The sequence below is a fragment of the Rhizomicrobium sp. genome (genome assembly GCA_037200045.1).
Taxonomy (GTDB): Bacteria; Pseudomonadota; Alphaproteobacteria; order Micropepsales; family Micropepsaceae; genus Rhizomicrobium.
This window is the reverse complement of record JBBCHM010000001.1, coordinates 2,043,583-2,062,906: the sequence shown is the minus strand read 5'-3', so window position 1 is coordinate 2,062,906 and position 19,324 is coordinate 2,043,583. Positions and strand designations below refer to the sequence as shown.

General features: G+C 66.3%; 22 protein-coding genes. 12 read left to right on the top strand and 10 right to left on the bottom strand.

All coding sequences use genetic code 11. The features are described 5' to 3' along the window. The first annotated feature begins 109 nt into the window (after nt 1-109). From WDM86_09775 to WDM86_09755, 5 genes are all read left to right on the top strand, one after another. On the top strand, nt 110-574 hold the full coding sequence (locus WDM86_09775; protein MEI9990316.1) for a GatB/YqeY domain-containing protein: 465 nt from the start codon (nt 110-112) through the stop codon (nt 572-574). A 234-nt stretch (nt 575-808) separates the two neighbouring features. Beyond that, nucleotides 809-2,650, top strand: coding sequence for a DNA primase (gene dnaG / locus WDM86_09770; protein ID MEI9990315.1), 1,842 nt, complete (start codon nt 809-811; stop codon nt 2,648-2,650). Nucleotides 2,651-2,727: 77 nt separating this feature from the next. Beyond that, a complete protein-coding gene (gene rpoD / locus WDM86_09765) occupies nt 2,728-5,052 on the top strand; it encodes an RNA polymerase sigma factor RpoD (protein MEI9990314.1) in 2,325 nt (774 codons plus the stop codon). Between the two features lie 4 nt (nt 5,053-5,056). Continuing rightward, complete coding sequence (locus WDM86_09760; GenBank protein ID MEI9990313.1) at nt 5,057-5,323, top strand: DUF4160 domain-containing protein; 267 nt, start codon at nt 5,057-5,059, stop codon at nt 5,321-5,323. Next, nucleotides 5,320-5,604: a DUF2442 domain-containing protein gene (locus tag WDM86_09755; protein ID MEI9990312.1), complete on the top strand. Its 285-nt coding sequence runs from the start codon at nt 5,320-5,322 to the stop codon at nt 5,602-5,604. The genes WDM86_09760 and WDM86_09755 overlap by 4 nt, the downstream gene beginning before the upstream one ends. 66 nt (nt 5,605-5,670) lie before the next feature. Here WDM86_09755 and WDM86_09750 read toward each other — a convergent pair whose 3' ends face one another. From WDM86_09750 to WDM86_09730, 5 genes are all read right to left on the bottom strand, one after another. After that, entirely contained in the window at nt 5,671-8,274 is a 2,604-nt protein-coding gene (locus WDM86_09750) for a M1 family metallopeptidase (GenBank protein ID MEI9990311.1), read from the bottom strand. A 311-nt stretch (nt 8,275-8,585) separates the two neighbouring features. Beyond that, complete coding sequence (locus WDM86_09745; GenBank protein MEI9990310.1) at nt 8,586-9,230, bottom strand: UdgX family uracil-DNA binding protein; 645 nt, start codon at nt 9,228-9,230, stop codon at nt 8,586-8,588. Nucleotides 9,231-9,258: 28 nt separating this feature from the next. Further along, on the bottom strand, nt 9,259-9,675 hold the full coding sequence (locus tag WDM86_09740; protein ID MEI9990309.1) for an MAPEG family protein: 417 nt from the start codon (nt 9,673-9,675) through the stop codon (nt 9,259-9,261). 92 nt (nt 9,676-9,767) lie between these two features. Continuing rightward, nucleotides 9,768-9,932: a hypothetical protein gene (locus WDM86_09735; protein MEI9990308.1), complete on the bottom strand. Its 165-nt coding sequence runs from the start codon at nt 9,930-9,932 to the stop codon at nt 9,768-9,770. Between the two features lie 70 nt (nt 9,933-10,002). Next, nucleotides 10,003-10,770, bottom strand: coding sequence for a M15 family metallopeptidase (locus tag WDM86_09730; GenBank protein ID MEI9990307.1), 768 nt, complete (start codon nt 10,768-10,770; stop codon nt 10,003-10,005). Between the two features lie 83 nt (nt 10,771-10,853). Between WDM86_09730 and WDM86_09725 the strand changes: the two genes are divergently transcribed. Further along, a complete protein-coding gene (locus tag WDM86_09725) occupies nt 10,854-11,498 on the top strand; it encodes a hemolysin III family protein (GenBank protein ID MEI9990306.1) in 645 nt (214 codons plus the stop codon). A gap of 56 nt (nt 11,499-11,554) precedes the next feature. Continuing rightward, nucleotides 11,555-12,223, top strand: coding sequence for an HAD-IA family hydrolase (locus WDM86_09720; GenBank protein MEI9990305.1), 669 nt, complete (start codon nt 11,555-11,557; stop codon nt 12,221-12,223). A gap of 109 nt (nt 12,224-12,332) precedes the next feature. On the opposite strand, the gene gluQRS is transcribed toward WDM86_09720, so the two are convergent. Then, nucleotides 12,333-13,175 carry a tRNA glutamyl-Q(34) synthetase GluQRS gene (gluQRS, locus tag WDM86_09715; GenBank protein ID MEI9990304.1) on the bottom strand — a complete coding sequence of 281 codons (843 nt, stop codon included), beginning with the start codon at nt 13,173-13,175 and terminating at the stop codon, nt 12,333-12,335. A 101-nt stretch (nt 13,176-13,276) separates the two neighbouring features. Here gluQRS and WDM86_09710 point away from each other — a divergent pair, with 101 nt between their 5' ends. From WDM86_09710 to WDM86_09700, 3 genes are all read left to right on the top strand, one after another. After that, the gene (locus tag WDM86_09710) at nt 13,277-13,972 is read left to right on the top strand and encodes a dienelactone hydrolase family protein (GenBank protein ID MEI9990303.1); all 696 of its coding nucleotides are present in this window, start codon (nt 13,277-13,279) and stop codon (nt 13,970-13,972) included. A gap of 57 nt (nt 13,973-14,029) precedes the next feature. After that, nucleotides 14,030-14,740, top strand: a complete 711-nt coding sequence (locus WDM86_09705; GenBank protein ID MEI9990302.1) for a phosphatase PAP2 family protein — start codon at nt 14,030-14,032, stop codon at nt 14,738-14,740. 116 nt (nt 14,741-14,856) lie between these two features. Continuing rightward, nucleotides 14,857-15,414, top strand: coding sequence for an HNH endonuclease (locus WDM86_09700; protein ID MEI9990301.1), 558 nt, complete (start codon nt 14,857-14,859; stop codon nt 15,412-15,414). Nucleotides 15,415-15,580: 166 nt separating this feature from the next. On the opposite strand, the gene WDM86_09695 is transcribed toward WDM86_09700, so the two are convergent. The 4 genes from WDM86_09695 to WDM86_09680 are packed head-to-tail and all read right to left on the bottom strand — an operon-like array spanning nt 15,581 to nt 17,677. After that, the gene (locus WDM86_09695; protein ID MEI9990300.1) at nt 15,581-16,213 is read right to left on the bottom strand and encodes a GNAT family N-acetyltransferase; all 633 of its coding nucleotides are present in this window, start codon (nt 16,211-16,213) and stop codon (nt 15,581-15,583) included. Then, on the bottom strand, nt 16,210-16,764 hold the full coding sequence (locus WDM86_09690) for a demethoxyubiquinone hydroxylase family protein (protein MEI9990299.1): 555 nt from the start codon (nt 16,762-16,764) through the stop codon (nt 16,210-16,212). Before WDM86_09690 ends, WDM86_09695 begins: the two co-directional genes overlap by 4 nt. Next, complete coding sequence (locus WDM86_09685; protein MEI9990298.1) at nt 16,761-17,243, bottom strand: disulfide bond formation protein B; 483 nt, start codon at nt 17,241-17,243, stop codon at nt 16,761-16,763. The genes WDM86_09690 and WDM86_09685 overlap by 4 nt, the downstream gene beginning before the upstream one ends. Nucleotides 17,244-17,254: 11 nt before the next feature. Next, complete coding sequence (locus WDM86_09680; protein MEI9990297.1) at nt 17,255-17,677, bottom strand: VOC family protein; 423 nt, start codon at nt 17,675-17,677, stop codon at nt 17,255-17,257. A 52-nt stretch (nt 17,678-17,729) separates the two neighbouring features. On the opposite strand from WDM86_09680, the gene WDM86_09675 reads away from it, so the two are divergent. Then, nucleotides 17,730-18,458: a SprT family zinc-dependent metalloprotease gene (locus tag WDM86_09675; protein ID MEI9990296.1), complete on the top strand. Its 729-nt coding sequence runs from the start codon at nt 17,730-17,732 to the stop codon at nt 18,456-18,458. Nucleotides 18,459-18,678: 220 nt separating this feature from the next. Next, nucleotides 18,679-19,323 (top strand): hypothetical protein, encoded by a 645-nt coding sequence (locus tag WDM86_09670; GenBank protein MEI9990295.1) that lies wholly within the window; start codon nt 18,679-18,681, stop codon nt 19,321-19,323. Nucleotide 19,324 lies beyond the last annotated feature (1 nt).

Here is a 19,324-nt window from a genome sequence, read left to right as displayed (position 1 = left end):
GTCCGCCGTTCGCACGCTGTCGCTACGAACTCGCGGCGGATGACATCGAGCGGTGTGAAGTTCAGTGTCCCTGCATTAGATTGTGCGTCTTCACATCGGGACGAACCACATGGGCTTGCGCGAGCAGATCAACGATTCGCTGAAAGAGGCGATGAAGGCCAAGGACCAGCGCCGCGTCTCCACGCTGCGCCTGGTCAACGCCGCGCTGAAGGACCGGGATATCGCCGCGCGCACCGAGACCAGCCGCGATCTTCTGGGCGACGACGAGATCCTCTCGCTGCTCGCCAAGATGATCAAGCAGCGCGAGGATTCGATCGCCGCCTACGAGGCCGGCAACCGTCCGGAACTCGCCGCCGCCGAGCGCGACGAGATCGCCGTGATCCGCGACTTCATGCCCAAGCAGATGACGGCCGAGGAGGCCAAGATCGCCATCGCCGCGGTGATCGCCGATGTCGGCGCGTCCTCGATCAAGGACATGGGCAAGGTGATGGCCGCGCTGAAGGAGCGCCATGCCGGCCAGATGGACTTCGGCAAGGCCAGCGGCGCGGTGAAAGAGGCGCTGACGGCGAAATAACTTTCCTCCCCGCTGTTGCGGGGAAGGTGCCGAGCGAAGCGAGGCGGAGGGGGCCTAGCGCCGCTGAACGGCGCCCAGTCGGCAGGCCCCCTCCGTCACGGCTTCGCTGCGCTTTGCCGTGCCACCTCCCCCGCCAACGCGGGGGAGGAAAACCCAGAGCGTCTCCGACACAGATTCACAGGCGTTTGTTTTGCCCGGTGAGACAGCCGCCCTGCCAAGGCCTACATTGCCTCCATGCGTTTCGGTCCCCACCTCCTCGACGAAATCCTCCGGCGGACGGATATCGTCCAGCTTGTCGGCCGGCGCGTGAAGCTGACCCGCAAGGGCCAGGCCTATTGGGGCTGCTGCCCCTTCCACAACGAGAAATCGCCTTCCTTCAAGGTCGAGAACGCGCGGCGCACCTACAAATGCTTCGGCTGCGGCAAGGGCGGCGACGCCTTCCGCTGGCTGGTCGAGACCGAAGGCCTCTCCTTCCCCGAAGCCGTCGAGCGGCTGGCCGGCGAGGCCGGCGTCGAGCTGCCCAAATGGACGCCCGAGGAAGAGGCCCGCGAGGAAAAGAAGAAGTCGCTCTACGACATCATCGAGTTGGCCGGCGCCTTCTTCGAGGATCAGTTGCGCGCGCCGGCGGGCACCGAGGCGCGGGATTATCTGAAGACGCGCGGCCTGACCGGCGAGGTGGCGAAGAAATTCCGCCTCGGCTACGCGCCCCATTCCAACAATGCGCTGCGCGAGCACCTGACCGGCAAGAACGTCACCATCGACGACATGGTCGAGGCCGGCCTCGTCCGCCCGGCCTCGGAGGATCGGTCCCCGCGCGATTTCTTCTACGACCGGCTGATGTTCCCGATCGCCGATGCCCGCGGCCGCATCGTCGCCTTCGGCGGACGGGGCCTCTCCCCCGACGCCAAGCCGAAATACATCAACACCGGCGAGACCGCGCTCTTCTCCAAGGGCCAGCAGCTCTACAATTTCGCCGCCGCCCGCGCGCCCGCGATCAAGGCGCAGAGCATCGTCGTCGCCGAAGGCTATATGGACGTGATCGCGCTGGTGCGCGCCGGCTTCGACCATGCCGTGGCGCCGCTCGGCACAGCGCTGACCGAGGACCAGCTCCACATCCTGTGGCGCACCGCGCCCGAGCCGATCCTGGCGTTCGACGGCGACGAGGCCGGCCTCAAGGCGGCGCACCGCGCCGCGCGGCTGGCGCTGCCGCATCTGAAGGCCGGCTATTCCCTGCGCTTCGCCTTCCTGCCCTCGGGCGAGGACCCCGATTCCTTCCTGCGCGCCAACGGCCCCGCCGCGATGAAGAAGCTCCTCGACGAGGCGCTGCCGCTCTCCCAGGTCCTGTGGAAGGTGGAGACCGAGGGCAAGGATTTCTCCACCCCCGAGCGCCGCGCCGGGCTGGAGCGGGCGCTGGCCGATGTGGTCGCTGCCATCGGCGACAGCAAGATCGCGGACTACTACCGCCGCGACTTCGATCAGAAGGTGTTCGAGGCTTTCAAACGCCGCCCGGCCGCCCCGAAACGCGACTGGCAGCCCGCCCAGCGCTGGAACAACCGCCGCGGCGAGCGGCCCCGCGCTCCGCTCGGTTCCGGCGAAACGGTGTCCTCGGCGGTGAAGGCCAGCCAGCTTGCCCGCTCGGGCCGGACGGGGGCGCGGCGGATGAAAGAAGCCGAGCTGGGCGGCCTCCTACTCGCGGAACCCGAGCTGGGCGTTCACCATGCCGAGCTCCTGGCCGAGCTGCCGTTCTCCGACCCCTCGCTTGACAGGCTCCGCCACGTGCTCTTAAACCTCGCGGCCTCCGGCTCCATCCTTGAAAAACAGGGGTTTCAGCACCATTTGAGCCGTCTGGGAATGGACGATCTCGTCGCCCGATTGAGCGCGCGGACGCCCGGCACGGCCGGCGATCCTGCCGAAATCGAGGGCTCGGACGCCCGCTTTCTCAAGGCTGCCAGCGATCTTCGCGAAATGGCCGAGCGGGCCCCTGAACGGGCTCGTGCCATGGAGCGTTTCAAGGCCGAGGGCACGGAGGAAAGCTGGATCGAGGCGGAGCGCCTTATGAACCGGCACGGCGATTGAGGCGCAGCAATACGCACACTCGCCAAAAGTGGATTCATCCGCCTCTAATATAGAGGCCCTTTGCGGACGGTATGAGCGTGGCAAACAAGAAATCGGCGAAACAAGCCAAGAAGCCTCTCCCGGCGAAGCACGCCGCGGCCAAGAAGCCGCCGGCCAAGACCTCCGCCAAGCCCGCCGCCGCCAAGACCGCGGCCGCGGCCAAGCCGGCCGCGAAATCGCCCGCCCCCGGCGCCAAGAAGCTCGATCCCAAGGCCGTGGCCAAGCCCGTCGCGCCCAAGACCGGCGCCAAGCCGGGCGCCGCGCCGGCGGTGCAGCCGACCGCCAAGGCCAATGCCAAGGTCCCGGTGAAGGCCGCCGCCAAGGCCGGCAAGCCGGGCGAAGAGACCCCCGGCGACGCGGATTCGCCCCTGCTCGACATGTCGGACGTCGGCGTCCGCAAGATGATCGCCAAGGCGAAGACCCGCGGCTACGTCACCTATGACGAGCTGAACAAGGTCCTGCCCTCCGATAAGGTTTCGTCGGAGCAGATCGAAGACACGATGTCGATGCTCAACGAGATGGGCATCAACGTCATCGAGTCCGAGGAACAGGAAGAGGGCGGCGACGAGAACCTCCCCGCCGTCCCCGAGGGCGGCAAGGAAGTCACCACCAAGACCGGCACCGCCGCCGAACAATACGACCGCACCGACGATCCGGTGCGCATGTATCTGCGCGAGATGGGCAGCGTCGAGCTGCTGTCCCGCGAGGGCGAAATCGCCATCGCCAAGCGCATCGAGGCCGGCCGCGAGCTGATGATCGGCGCCTTGTGCGAGAGCCCGCTCACCTTCGAAGCGCTCACCGTGTGGCGCGACGAGCTGAACGAGGGCAAGGTCCTCTTGCGCGACATCATCGATCTGGAAGCGATGTACGCCGTCGGGCCCGAGGGCCAGGCCCAGGCCGCGGCGCAAGCCGCCGCCTCCGCCGCCCATGTCGCGGCGATCAACGGCCAGCCGCCGCCGCCCAAGCCGCCGGCACCGCCCGCTCCGCCCAAGCCCGCCCCCGCACCGCGCGCCGACGGCGAGGAACCCGATCCCGCCGAAGCCGCCGCCGCGGCCGACAGCGCCCAGGACGATGACGGCTTCGACGACGAGGGCAATCTGCCGCTCAGCGCGATGGAAGCCTCGCTCAAGCCGCAGGTGCTCGAAGCGCTCGACAACATCGCCGCGCTCTACAAGAAGCTCGGCCGCCTGCAGGACGCGTCGGTGGAAGCCGCGCTGGCGAGCGACGAATTGTCGACCGGCCAGGAACGCCGCTTCAAGAAGCTGCGCAACGAGACGATGGATCTCGTCAAGGGCCTCAAGCTCAACAACAACCGCATCGAAGCCCTCGTCGACCAGATGTACGGCATCAACAAGCGGCTGGTGTCGCTGGAGGGCCGTCTCTTGCGCCTCGCCGAGGCGCATGGCGTGGCGCGCGAGGATTTCCTCAAGGAGCATTTCGGCAACGAGCTCGACCCGCACTGGGCGCGCCGCGTCGGCCGTCTCTCCCGCACCGGCTGGAAGGATTTCGTCCAGGACGAGCGCGACAAGATCAACCAGTTGCGCGACGACATGCAGGCCCTGGCGCAGGAGACGCGCCAGTCGGTCAGTGAATTCCGCCGCAACGTGCAGACGGTGCAGAAGGGCGAGCGCGAGAGCGGCGTCGCCAAGAAGGAGATGATCGAGGCCAATCTGCGCCTGGTGATCTCCATCGCCAAGAAATACACCAATCGCGGCCTGCAGTTCCTGGACCTGATCCAGGAAGGCAATATCGGGTTGATGAAGGCGGTCGATAAGTTCGAATACCGCCGCGGCTACAAGTTCTCGACCTATGCAACGTGGTGGATTCGCCAGGCGATTACCCGCTCCATCGCCGACCAGGCGCGCACGATCCGTATTCCCGTGCACATGATCGAGACGATCAACAAGCTGGTGCGTACCTCGCGCCAGATGCTGCACGAGATCGGCCGCGAGCCGACGCCGGAAGAGCTGGCCGAGCGCCTCGCCATGCCGCTGGAGAAGGTCCGCAAAGTCCTGAAGATCGCCAAGGAGCCGATCTCCCTGGAGACGCCCATCGGCGACGAGGAAGACAGCCATCTCGGCGACTTCATCGAGGACAAGAACGCGATCCTCCCCATCGACGCCGCGATCCAGGCCAATCTGCGCGAGACGACGACGCGCGTGTTGGCGACGCTGACGCCGCGCGAGGAGCGCGTCCTGCGCATGCGCTTCGGCATCGGCATGAACACCGATCACACGCTCGAAGAAGTCGGCCAGCAGTTCAGTGTCACCCGCGAACGCATTCGGCAGATCGAGGCGAAGGCGCTGCGCAAGCTGAAGCATCCGAGCCGCAGCCGGAAACTGCGGAGTTTCTTGGATAACTGAGACGATGCCGACGATCTCCATATTTTTCGGGTTCGTCGTGCAAATGTACTGGAACGATCATCCGCCGCCGCATGTCCACGTCTATTATCAGGGGCTTGAGGCCCTCATCGCCATCGAGACCGGCGATATCATCGTCGGAGAGCTTCCGCGCGGCGCGCGACGTCTGATGCGTGAATGGGTGAACAGCCATCGCGTGGAGTTGCTGGCGAACTGGGAGCGTGGGAAAATGAAGGTTCCGTTCCTTACCGTACCGGGAGCCGACGTCGAATGATCGAGATTGTCAAAATCGTGGAAATCGAGCCCGTCGGCCCGTGGCGCCTGCGCTTGCGGTTTTCCGATGGCAGTGAAGGCGTGCATGACTTCGCGAGCATGGTGGCCGAAGGGGGAGAGATGGTCGCGCCTCTCAAGGATCAAGCTTTCTTCGCCAAGGCTCATATCGAATATGGCGTGCCGACTTGGCCGAACGGCTTCGACATTGATGCCATTGCGCTGCACATGGACATGAAATCCGCCGGCGAGTTGCATGCGCTGACACAGCCCGCAGCGGAGTAGTAGTAGACGCGCATCGGCGGCGCTCGCGCAAGCTGCGTAATTTCCTCGATAACGGACCGCGCCCCGCTACTTCCCCTTCAGCCACGCATCGACCTCGGGCAGGCGGTCCTTGCGGATGCCGGCGTAGTACACGATGGCCGCAGCCGCCTTGGTCACATCCTGGCGCGCGTTCTCCGGGATATGCGCCTGCGCATAGGCGTTCAGCTTCGCGATGGTCGCCGGATCGTAAGATTCGCCGGCGATGCGCGGCGCGAAGGAGCCGCGGCTGTCGGGCTCCAGCATCGCGTTGATCGCGTCGGCATGCGCGGCCAGGAAGTCGAACGCCATCTCGGGATTGTAGACTGACGCCCCCGCCACGAGCGTCGGGCGCACGGTCACGGGCGCCTCGTCGGTCAGCACCAGGTCGAGAGCGCGCTTGGCCAGCGCCGGATCGCGCGCCAGTCCGAGCAACGTGTAGTATTCCCTTTTCGCCAGGGAGTCCTTCGTCGTGCGGGCCAGCGTGTGGAGTTCCTCCCAGATCGCGGCGTCGGCGTTCATGGCCACGGTCCGGAGCACGTTGCGCCGCAGGTCGCCCGAAAGGCTTTCGGGATTCTTGACGAAGCCTTCGAAGCGCGCCTTCGCCTCGGCGATGGCGGCGGCGTCCCCAAGGTCGCTCAGCGCCGCGATCAGATCGTTGCGCGCCAGCGTGACGTTCTGGCTTTCGCCCGGCTTGCCGTCCCAGCCCACCGCCGCCAGCAGCGGTTCGAGCAGGCGCTGCGCGAATGTCCGGTAAGCCGCTTCGCCGGGCAGGCCGCGATAGAGCTGGCCGATGCCCTCCACCCGCGCCGCCAGCACGCTCAAGACCGATGGATCCAAAGCGGGCGAGGCGTTCCGGGCCAGGCCCAGGAAATCGCTCAACTTCTCATAGCCGGAATAGCCCAGCGCGCTTGTGTCGTTGAGAAGGCCGATCTGGTCGGCGGCATCGAGCCTGGAGAAATTCGCGGCGATGGGCGCCAGCGCCTCGGGCGCGTAGAGCGTGCGGAAATAGCCCGCCTGCCCGGCATTGACCACCGTCGCCGCATCGGGCGCGGCGGCGAGGTCCGCGGGCTGGTCGGCGGAGACGATGCCTTTCCATTCCGCGCCGCCCAGCGTCCTTGCGATCACCGGCACATGCCAGGTCTGCGGCGCCGCGCCGGATTCGTCGGCGGCAAAGCGGTCCTGCGTCAGGTGGATGCCGGTCGCGGTCCGCGTCACGCGGATCAGCGGCACGCCGGCCTGCAGCGTGAAATCATGCGCCACGCCGGTGATGGCCTGCGGCGCTTTCTTGTCGAGCTCCCGCCACAGATCGTCGGTGACGGCGTTGCCATAGGCGTGTTTCGCGATATAGAGCCGGACGCCGCCCCGGAAATTGTCGGCGCCGTCGAACGCCTCCAACATGCGAATGACGGCCTGGCCCTTATCGTAGGTGATGTCGTCGAAGGCCTGGTCGGCCTGCAGCACGTCGGCGATGGGCTGGACGATGGGATGCGTTCCGGCGCGCGCGTCGATGCGCAGGCCCTGCTCCTTCAGCGCCAGCGAATCCAGCCACATATGCCATTCGGGATGGAAATGGTCCGCGGCCTTGGTCTCCATCCATTCGGCGAAGCCTTCGTTGAGCCACAGATCGTCCCACCAATCCATCGTCACCAGGTCGCCGAACCATTGATGCGCCGTCTCGTGCGCGATGCTCACATAGACGCCGCGCTTGTCGCTCTCGGTGGAGATCTTGGGATCGATCAGCACGGCGCGCTCGAAATAGAAGATCGCGCCCCAGTTCTCCATGGCGCCGAAGAACTGGCTCTGGCCGGGGGCCGCGACGAGGTCGAGCTTCGGCAACGGAAATTTCGTCCCGAAATAATCCTCGTAGTAGGACAGGATATGCGTCGCCGCATCGAGCGCGAAAGCGGTCTTGGCCGCGTCGCCGCGCTTATAGATCACGCCGACATCGACGCCGTTCACGTTCTGCGACACGCGCTCGAAATCGCCCAGCCCGAAGAACAGCAAATAGGACGACATCCTGGGCGACGGCGCGAAGCGCACGCGCTTCAGCCCGTTCCCGAGCGGTGCGGCCTCGGCCACCGGCATGTTCGACACCGCCATCAGGTTTTGCGGCACCGTGACGGTGAGCGTGAAGGTGGCTTTGCGGTTGGGCTCGTCCCAGCAGGGCATGAAGCGCCGCGCGTCGGAATTCTCGAACTGCGTGAACAGCGCCCGCGCCTTGCCCTCGGCCGTGTCGTATTCCAGCCCGAACAGCCCGGCGGCGTTCACATTGACCTTGCCGCTATAGGCGATGGCCAGGACGTGGTGGCCGGCGGCGAGCGGCTTGCGGAACGCGAAGGTCACGGTCTCCCGCTGCGTATCGAACACCGGCGGCTTGGCGGGCACCCCGCCCGACATCGTCCAGCGCGTGATCGCGATGTCGGCGGCGTTCAGCGTCACGACGGCGGTGGGCCGCGCGACATCGACCAGGATCTGGACATTGCCGTCGAATGCCGCGCGCGCCGGATCGGCCGCGATCGCGAGGTCATAGTGCAGCGGCACCACCTCCGCCGGCAGCACGATGCGGTCCGCCGCCGACGCGCCGCGCGAAAGCGGCAGGCATATCGAGACTATCGAGACTATGGCCAGAGTCGCGACGACAGATCGGATCATGGTGGCACCCCCCGGGGACAGGTTGCAGACTGCCATGACCGGCGTGCCCGGCAAAGCGCGGTCCGGCCAGGATAGCCGAGGGTTCATTCAAACAGACGCGGCCAAGGACTCACGCGGAGGCGCGGAGAACGCGGAGGACGTCGCGCAACTCCGCGTTCTCCGCGCCTCCGCGCGAGTCAAAATCGCGTCCCGCAAAATACAACGCATGCGCCGAACGGCGCGGCCTCTTCGACGAACCGGCGTGCGGCGCGCTCGGGTTGCCTCACCGCCTGATTGATCAGCTCTTCGGAATTCTCGCCGAGATCGACGGCTTAGCCCGCCAATGCCGCGGCGCGCCTCAGATCGGCGACGAACTTGACGTACTCCGCCGCCTTCGCGTCCTCGTCCGGAATGCGCAGCAGATAGGACGGATGCACGGTGATCAGCCCCGGGTGTCCCATCAGCTCCGTTTCACGCCCGCGTTCGCGCATCACCGACACCGCGCGCCCGAGCAGGGCTTGCGCCGCCGTGGCGCCCAGCGCCACCACGATCTTGGGCGATAGCGCCGCGAACTCGCGCTCCAGCCACCATTTGCACGCCTTGATCTCGCCCGCGTTCGGCTTGGAATGGATGCGCCGCTTGCCGCGCAGCTCGAACTTGAAATGCTTGACCGCGTTGGTGACATAGACCTTGTCGCGCTCGATCCCGGCCTCGTCCAAGGCGTGGTCGAGCAGCTTGCCCGCCGGCCCGACAAAGGGCTTGCCGGCCAGATCCTCGGCGTCGCCCGGCTGCTCGCCGACGAGCACGATCCGCGCCTGCGCCGGGCCCTCGCCGAACACGGTCTGGGTCGCGTGACGATAGAGATCGCAGCGCGTGCAATGCGCCGCCTCGCCGCGCAGCGCCGCGAGCGACGGCGCGGGCTCGGAAAACAGGTCCGGCTCGTCGGGTCTCGTCTTGCCGCGTCTTGCCATGCTCATCCAACGCCCGAGGCCGTGATTGGTGCTTCTACATCCCCGGCCAGATGCCGCGCATCACCATGCCGACGCCGATAAGCGAGGCGACCCACAGCAGCGTGCGCAGGAACGGAAGGCCGAACGCGTAGACCGGCAGATAGGCGAGCCGCGACCAGAAATAGATCTGCGCCCCCAGCGCGCTCGACGCGGTGTGCTTGTTCAGCGCCTGCGCCACCAGCACGGCGCCGAGGAAGAACACGAAGGTCTCGAGGAAATTCTTGAAGGCGCGCTCGACGCGGCCGCCGAACTTGCCCATCGGCGGCGCCGGCTCGTCGCGCGGCCCCACGCCCCAGGGCAGCCCGCGCGTGCTCACGCTGAACAGCGTGGCGAGCACAAGCTGCACCAAGCCCAGCACGATGCTGAGCCACAGCATCTGCATTTCGACCGAACCGAATGCCTGTGAAGTCATGCGCCCCTCCCGGCGGTGAGTCGGCGGGCATGCTAATCGCGTAGGGGGCTAGGCACCAATGCGAAACCGGTGCCGCGACGCGGCACTTGCGGCTACCAGGGGCTATGGCCGCTCCAGCGCATGACGAAGAACAGCGCCACGCCCGCCACCAGCAGGAAGCCGCCGATCCAGACCAGCGTGCCGACCATACCGCCGAGTTCGCCGGCAAAGCCGTCCTCGTTCTGCATCGGCTTGGGCGGAACATCGTCTTGGTTCATGGCGGTCGGTCGATCTCTAAAGAAGCTGCAGTATAAAGCGCCATTCCGGGGCGGAAATCCATGATCTACGTCAACGCGGTGCGATCAATTCGGGGCGATATTCAAAATGCATGGTGTCGTAGTGACGCCAGCGCCCGCCCCAGATGAAGCCGTGCCGCTCGAAGATGCGCGCGATCTCGACCGGAACCCGGGTGTGCCAGCCCGCGCCCGACCAGCGCCAATACTCAGCCGCGGCGCTGTTGAGGTCGATGGCGATGCCCCAGCCATGGGCGGAGGGCGCGGCCGAGCCCGCCACGGCGCGGCAATTATAGGAGCCGGAACTTGGGATCAGATACACCATGTCGCGCTCGGGCAGGGCATCGAGTTCCGCGATGACGGCTTGCAGTTGCCGGTCCACGCCGTTGACGGTCGTGATCTCGACATCGCCGCCTCGGTGGCGGGGCAGCCAGGCGACGCGGCGCAGCTTCGCCGCCACCGCGCCGGTCCGGCAATCGCCATACATCGCGTCGAACAGCGGCGCATAGCGCACCCGGCCGGGGTCGAAATTCTCCGGCGGCGCGGTGGCATCGGCGCCCGCCGGATAATCGGCGAAGAACATGTCGTCGATGTCGGGATGCTCGATCATGGCGTCGAAGGATTTGTCCGTGCGCCCGTCGGAGATCGGCAGGCGCCGCCCGTCCTTCAGCCGCAGCCAGGCGCCGTCATGGCCGCGCAGAAAATCGGGATAGGCCGCGACCAGCCGGTCCAGTTTGGTGTTTAGGCCGGCCGGCGCCGCGCCGAAGCCCGCCGCGGCGCCGAGCGCGGCAAGCCAGGTCAGGATCGCGAGCGGGCCCCTCATCTCGGCATTTAACCCTGCGAACATTTTTCGAATGGACAAAACGCCCGGGAACATCATCCTAGGGCCACGCGTTGGAACTGAACATGACCATTATCGGGAAAGCCGAGCGGATTTATTCGGAATTCGAGCACCGCGCCGACGCGGTGATCCATGTGCTCGGCATCCTGTTCGCGATCAACGCCAGCCTGTGGCTGTTGTGGCACGTCACCGGCATGTCGGTGGCCATCAGCGTGCTGGTCTACTGCGCCGGCCTTTTGGCGATGATCTCGTTCTCCGCCGCCTACAATCTGGCGCCATACGGCCCTTCCAGGCAGTTCCTGCGCCGGCTCGACCATGCCGCGATCTTCATCATGATCGCCGCGACCTACACGCCCTTCGCCGCCAACCGGCTCGCCGCGCCCTACGGCACCATCATCCTGGCCGCGATCTGGCTCAGCGCCAGCTTCGGCGTGACGATGAAGGTCCTGTTCCCGCGCCGCTACGAATGGCTGAGCCTGGGGCTCTATCTCGCCATGGGCTGGCTGATCGTCTTCGTGATCCAGCCGCTGCATGCCGCGATGTCGGCGACCGACTTCTGGCTGCTGATGGCGGGCGGCATCGTCTATTCGGTCGGCGTCGCCTTCTATGTGATCGAGCGCATTCCCTATCACAAGGCGATCTGGCACGCTTTCGTGCTGGTCGCCGCCACGATGCATTTCGCCGCCGTGGCGATGGAATTCACGCGTTAGATTCGGAAACCTTTCGTGTGTGGCGAAGCGGCCGGCGATCGCCTACGCCCACGCCCATGATCTCGGCGGTGATCTTCGATTGCGACGGCGTCCTGGTCGACAGCGAGGTCATCGCCCACGCGGTGGAGATCGCCGTCCTCGCCGAGATCGGCCTCACTTACGACAGCCACGATTTCATCGCCCGCTTCATGGGCCGCAGCAGCAAGACCTTCTACGAGATGCTCGACGAAGACGGCCGCGCCCGCCTTGGCCGCCCCATCGCGGACGAGATCCGCGGCCCGATCAGGGAACGCTACGCCAAGGAGATCGCATCGCGGCTGACCGAGGTCGAGGGCGCTCTGGCCGCGATCGGGGCCTGCCGCCTGCCCAAGGCGGTTGCCAGTTCCAGCTCGGTGCGCGGCCTCGATCTCAAGCTCAAGAGGGTCGGCCATTGGGAGCATTTCGCGCCCCACATCTATTCGGCCGAGCACGTGACCCATTCCAAGCCGGCGCCCGATTTGTTCCTCCTGGCGGCGAAGGCGCTGGATGTTGCACCGGCGGAGTGCCTGGTGATCGAGGACAGCGTGAACGGCGTGACCGCCGGCATCGCGGCCGGCATGCGCGTCTGGGGCTTCGCCGGCGGCGGCCACATGACGGATCGGCTGAGCGCCCGCCTCACCGAAGCCGGCGCCGAACGCGTCCTGGCCAATTGGAAAGAAGCCGAAACATTGTTCGCGGCGATGTAAAAACACGATTGTCATCCCGGCCAAGCGCTGCGTCAGCAGCGCGCAGAGCGGGGACCCGGCTTGCTTGATGGATCCCGGGTCTCGCTGCGCTCGCCCGGGATGACAACTGTTATGCCAACCCAATCCGCTGCACGACCTCTTCCGCCGTCACGCCATCCTCCCGCAAACTCTTCAGCGTCACCGCGCGGTCGCGCTTGGAGAATTTCCTGCCGTTCGCGTCCAGGATCAGCCGGTGATGCGCGTAAGCCGGCGCCGGCAATCCGAGCAGCGCCTGCAGCAACCGCTGCACATGCGTCGCCGCGAACAGGTCGTTGCCGCGCGTCACCAGCGTCACGCCCTGATACGCATCGTCCACCACCACCGCCAGATGATACGCCGCCGGCATGTCCTTGCGCGCCAGCACCACATCGCCGAACAGCCCCGGCGCCACGGCAATGACGCCAAGCTCGCCCTTCGGTCCGGCACCGCGTTCTTCGAAGGTCAACGCCCCCGCCAGCGCCGCCGCCTTCGCCGCATCAAGCCGCAACGCATAGGGCACGCCGGTCGCGATCCGCGCCGCGCGTTCCTGCTCGGACAAAAGCCGGCAAGTCCCCGGATAGATCGGCCCATCGGGCCCATGCGGCGCTTCCGCGGCATGCGCGATCTCCTCGGCGATCTCCCTGCGGGTGCAGAAACAGGGATAGAGCAGGCCCCGCCGCTCCAGCACATCCAGCGCCGCGCGATAGGCCGCGCCCCGCGCCGACTGGCGCAACACCGGTTCTTCCCAGGCAAGCCCCAGCCAATGCAAATCCGCGAAGATCGCGTCCACGAACTCCGCGCGGCAGCGCGACGCGTCGATATCTTCGATGCGTAATAGAAACCGTTCTCCCGCCCGCGCCGCCGTCAGCGCGGCGAAAGCGTGGCCGAGATGCAGCAGCCCCGTTGGACTCGGCGCGAAACGCGTGACGATCATGCGCCGGAGCCTATACGAGCCCGTCGCCGCGATCATTCCCGGCGCGCGTTTGCCTGAGATCGCCTATGGCTTTCCGGCGGCAGGCGCGGTTTAGATAGGCGATGGCTCTCGGTTCCCTCTCCGGTCCGCGTCTGCCGCCCGCGCGCGGCGCCGCCACCCATCTGGTCGTGCTCTGTCACGGCTATGGCGCCGACGGCAAGGACCTGATCGGCCTGGCGCCGCATTGGCAAAAGCTGCTGCCGACCGTCGCTTTCGCCGCACCCAACGGGCCCGAGCGCTGCGCCGGCGCGCCGACGGGCTATCAGTGGTTTCCCATCACCAGGCTCGATCCGGACGAGATGCAGCGCGGCGTCGAATCCGCCGCGGGCACGCTCAATGCTTTCCTCGATGCGGAGCTGGCGCGCCTCGACCTGCCGGGCGATCGCCTCGCGCTGGTCGGCTTCAGCCAGGGCACGATGATGGCGCTGCAGGTCGGCCTGCGCCGCGCGGTGAAGCCCGCCGCCATTATCGGCTTCTCCGGCCTCCTGGCGCGGAGCGCGGAGTTGGAGCCGCTGCCGTCCGACACGCCGCCGATCCTCATGATCCATGGCGACGCCGACCAGATGATCCCGGCCGAGGCGATGCTCGCCTCCGCGATGATGCTGGGCGCGGCCGGCGCCTGCGTGCAATGGCACATCGCGCCGGGTGTCGGCCACGGCATCGATCCGGTGGGCCTGGACATGGGCGGCGCGTTTCTCTCCGCCGCGTTTCGCGGCCTGCTGCGCCGCCGCGAGGCGGAGATAAGCTGCCTTCTGTGACAGGCCTTCGCAGTCCTGAAACAGAACCCGTCTATCAAGTCCGCATGTGAGGTCGCCATGAAGATCGTGTCCCGTCTCCTGCTTGTCGCCGCGCTGGCCTCTGGCCTCGCCGCGCCCGCCGCCGCGACCGCCTTGCTGACGGTGGAGCAGGTCGATGCCAGCCTGCTCCTGCCGCCGCCGCCGGCCAATGATTCGCCGCGCGAAGCCGCCGAGATCGCCGAGCTGAAGGCGATCGCCGCCCATCGTACGCCCGCCGAATGGGATGCCGCGACGGCCGACGCCAAGGACTCGACGGGCGACTGGTTCGCCTCCGCCATCGGCCCCGGCTTCGATCTCGCCAAGCTGCCGGCGACGCGGCATTTGCTCGCCGATATCGGCGATACGGAGGGCGTCGTCGCCGAGGGTGCCAAGAAATATTTCCACCGCGACCGGCCCTGGATCGTGATCCCCAACCTTCAGACCTGCACGCCGGTCAAGCCCGGCCCGGCGCCCACCTCCTATCCCAGCGGCCATTCCACCATCGCCTTCGCCATGGGCGTGACCTTGGCGCGGCTCGTGCCCGACAAGGCCCAGGCGATCCTGGCCCGCGCCGAGCTTTATGCCGAACGGCGGCTGGTCTGCGGCATGCATTTCCGCAGCGACATCGTGGCCGGCGAGGCGCTTGGCACCGCGATCGCGCTCGATCTCTTGCAGAACCCCGATTTCCGCAAGGAATACGATGCGGCGGCGGCCGAACTCGCCGCCGCCCATCTTCGATCCGTGCCCTGACCGTTACCTTTCTGTCACGCCGAATCGCGTAGTATTTCGGCGAACTTGGCAGGGCACGCGCTTGCCCTTATGGTTCAGCCTGCGCAACGAGGAGTATTCGCCAAAGGGACCTTTCCGTGTTAGCCGCGCGCGTTCCCGATAACTGCCCGGCGCTGGTGCTGAATGCAGACTACCGGCCGCTCAGCTATTTCCCGCTGTCTCTGTGGTCCTGGCAGGACGCCATCAAGGCGGTCTTCCTTGAGCGCGTGAACATCCTCGAGGAATACGACCGCGTCGTGCGCTCGCCCTCCTTCGAGATGAAGCTCCCCTCGGTCGTTTCGCTGAAGACTTACATTCGGCCGGCGCGCAATCCCGCCTTCACGCGGTTCAACCTGTTCCTGCGCGACCGCTTCGAGTGCCAGTATTGCGGCGACACCGAGGATCTGACCTTCGATCACGTCATCCCGCGCTCCCGGGGCGGCCGCACGACCTGGGAGAACGTGGTGACGGCCTGCGCGCCGTGCAATCTGCTGAAGGGTGGCCGGCTGCCGCAGCACATCGGCATGCATCCCAAGCACCGCCCGCACCGTCCGACGATCAACGAGCTTCGCGCCAACGGCCGCAAATTCCCGCCGAACTATCTGCACGATAGCTGGGCGGATTATCTGTACTGGGATTCCGAGTTGGAGCCATGATTCCTCTCCCGCGTGCGGGAGAGGACGCAAAAGCTTGCACTTAGCGGAGCACTTGCGGAGCTAAGTGCTTAGCTTTTGCTGGTGAGGGGGACCGCCGCTTCGCGCAGGCCCTCACCCAAAATTTGCTCCGCAAATTTTGACCTCTCCCGCTTCGCGGGAGAGGTAGTCACCGTCTCTCCCGCCACATCCCGAGCAGCGGCGGCGCGTTCTTCGGCGCGATGTTCCTGCCCGCCACGAACCCCGCGCGCTCGTACAGCCGCGTGTTCTTCGGATTGGAGTTCTCCAGATAGGCCGGCACGCCGGTCTCGTCGGCGCGCTTCACCGTCGCCTCCAGCATCGCGCCGCCCAGCCCCAGCCCCTGCAGCCGCGGCGCCACCGCGATGAAGGCGAGATAGAAATGCTTTTCCGCCGGATGGTTCTTCTCCATCGCCTCCGCCATCGCCGAGCCGCGCAACAGGCGCGGAAAGCCGCACAGCCGCACGAACAACGGCATCAGCTTCATCTGCTCGAACAAGCCGCCGGGGCTGGCATCGGCGCCGGGCGGCAGCCAGGCGGCGCAGACGCTCGCCTCCGCGCTCATCCACACCTCGCCATACGGAATCGCGCGCACCCGCAGCAGCCAGAAGAAGAACTGTTCCAGCGCCCGGGCCCGCATCGGCGCCGGCCGCGCGATCCAGTCCATCACCGGATCATGGGTGAAGGCGGCGGCGAACAGCCGCGACAGCGTGCCCGCGTCGTCGATCGTGGCGCGGCGCGGCTTGGCCGCCGCCGCCAGAAGCGCGTGACGATCCTCGCTCATATCTTCTCGGACAGCCGGATCGCGATCCGGCAGCCCGCCTTGATCGCCGCGCTCAGCAGCCGATAGCCCGGCGCCTGTTCCGCGCCATGCTCCAGGGCGAGGTCGCGATGCGCGATCTCCTCGGCGCGGAAATCCTCGACCGTTTTCTTCAGCTTGGGATCGGCATCGCCCAGCTTGGTCACCTGCGCGGCATAGTGATGGTCGATCACCTCTTCCACCGCCGCGGTGCAGGCCATCGCCGCCTTCTCGCCCATCAGCGCGGTCGCGGCGCCGAGCGCGAAGCCCGCGACGCGCCACACCGGCTCCAGCGCCGTCGGCCGCACGCGGCGCTCGTTGATCAGCGCGTCGAACGTCTTCAGATGCACCTGTTCCTGCTCCGCCATGTGGCGAATCGCGTCCGCCGTCTTGGAGCCGCGCCCGCCCAGCACCGCGAGCTGGCCTTCATAGATGCGCACCGCGCCGTATTCGCCGGCATGGTCGACGCGGATCATCGCCGCGATCTCGTCGCTGGTCCTGGTGCCGGGCGAGGCCGGCCGCGCCTTGCGGCTCATGGCTTGCGCGCCAGGAAGAACGCGCCGATCGCCGCGGCGCCCAGCGAGATGACGGCGTTGTAACCCGCCATCGAAATCCCGAACATCCGCCACGCCGCGTGGTCGCATTGCGGCACCGGCGCGTTCAGGTCGAGCGGCCCGCCGGTGAACCGGAAGCCCGTGGTGCACGCCGTCGGGCCCTGCCACAAATGCCATTCGACGCCGGCATGGAAGACGCCGAGCCCGCCGGTGATCGCGATGCACAGCGTCGCCAGCGCGGCAAGGACGAACGCCGCGCGCGCCGGCAGCACGCCGGCGCGGACCAGGATCATGCCGCCCAATCCGATCACCGCCGCGGCGATATGCGGCCAGCGCTGCCAATGGCACATCTCGCACGGCGGATAATGGCCGATGTACTGAAAGCCGAGCGCGCCCAGGATCATCGCCAATCCGACGGCGCCTTCGAACCATGCGATTTGTGTCGCTTTCGTCATGCGCATGCATGCTCCAACTAACGCGCGAATATACGGCTCTCGTCGTCGAACGCCTTGAACTCCAGCGCATTGCCGCTCGGGTCGCGGATGAAGAACGTCGCCTGCTCGCCGGGCTGGCCTTCGAATCTTATGTCGGGCGCGATGACGAAGGGAACTTTTTCGCGTGACAGTTTATCCGAAAGCGCGCGCCACTGCGCCATCGTCAGGATCACGCCGAAATGCCGCACCGGCACTTGCTCGCCGTCAACCTCATTATGCGCTTTCGCGCCGCCCTCATCCGCGCTTAAATGCGCGACGATTTGGTGGCCGAAGAAATCGAAGTCCACCCAATCGTCGCTCGAGCGTCCTTCGGGACAACCGAGCAGGCTTCCATAGAAGGCACGCGCCTCGCCAAGCGAGCGAACGGGAAATGCCAGATGGAAGCGCGGGCGAGAGTTCATGGTCAGATCTCGTTGAGCGGACAGGACGAAATTGCAGAACACAGGGAAGCGTATGCGTAAGCCTCTGGCAACCCGCGGTCACCGGCGGGAATTGCTGAAGATCGACGGACGGGCGGTGGAGGTGACGATGCGCCTCAATCCGCGCGCGCGAAAGCTGATCGTCAAGGTCAATCCCTCGACCGGCGAGGTCACCGTGGTGGCGCCGTCGCAGCGCGCGCTGGACCGCGCTCTCGATTTCGCGCGCGGCGAAACGCCCTGGATCGCGCGCCAGCTTGCCCGCGTGCCCAAGCCGATCGCGCTCGTCCCCGGCGCGCGCATCCCCTTTCGCGGCCGCGAGCACGAGATCGTGAAGTGCGACCGGAACGGTCCCGCGGTGCTCGATCCGGACCGCGCCGCCATCCGCGTCGGCGGCCAGGATGTCTACGCGCCGCGCCGCCTCGCCGATTTCCTCAAGCGCGAGGCGCGCCGGGTGCTCGAAGCGCGCACCCGCGAATACGCCGCAAGGATCGATGCCCGCGTGCGGCGCGTGACGGTGCGCGACACCTCCAGCCGCTGGGGCTCCTGCTCGACCAGCCGGTGCATCTCCTATTCCTGGCGCCTGATCCTGGCGCCCGAATTCGTGCTCGATTATGTGGTGGCGCACGAGGTGGGACACTTGCGCGAGATGAACCACAGCCCGCGCTTCTGGCGCGTGGTGAAGGGCCTCGTCCCCGACATCGAAACCCCGCAAGCCTGGCTGCGCAAGAACGGCGCGGGGCTGCACCGATACGGGGTAAAGTGAGAAATCACCTCCCCCTTGTGGGGCTTTGCACAGTATTCCGAAATTGGCGGAAGTTTTTGTGCAGCCACTTGAATATTTGTGCAGAAGATTTGCGACCGACGCGTTTGCCCACGGTGCACAAACGGGCGAAGTTTGCACCGGCTATTCCCGCAAAATCACCGCTTGACCTCGTAACTTTTTGGGCTCACAAATGAGGCTGCAAAAAGTTACGAGGCACCCCATGACCCCAACAGTCATTCGTTCGGAGGAATGGGATCGCAATAAGCGCTTGCGCGAGCTTGGCCTTGTGCTTCCGACCTTCCCTGAGCCCCGGTGGGGGTTGATCGAGGCGGTCAGCGCCGCCGTCGCCGGTAGAGCTGATGCCACCGATAATGACGCGCGCTTCATTGGCGGCATCAATGCCTGGAACTACCCAACGCGCCGGCTGCGCGAGATATATCGCGGGCACAACGGATGGGAAAAATTCGAGGAGAACGGAGTTGAAGGCGTCATCAACCCGAAACTCAAACTCAAGGTGTTGGCGGCTAGCACCGATGAGGGCACCTGCGATCCCGCGATTTCACCGCGCAATCGGACGCCGAAGGGACCTGCGACGGAGAAGGTGATCGACCTCAATGCCCAATACGGTTTCTTTCCGCCGCCGCCGGCCGCGTCCAAAGATGATTATCAAACGTGGGAACTTTGCACCTACGACAACGGCGACGATGTTCTCGCCGAGTTGTCCTGCCCAGTGTTGTTCGCTAGCGGCCATTTTCTCAAATTCTCCGAGCGCATATTTTTGATTGATCCGGGTGAGTGGAAGAAAATCGGCATTACACGCCCCGACGAAGGCGAGGCGTTCGAGCCCACTGTCCGTCGCAAGTAAC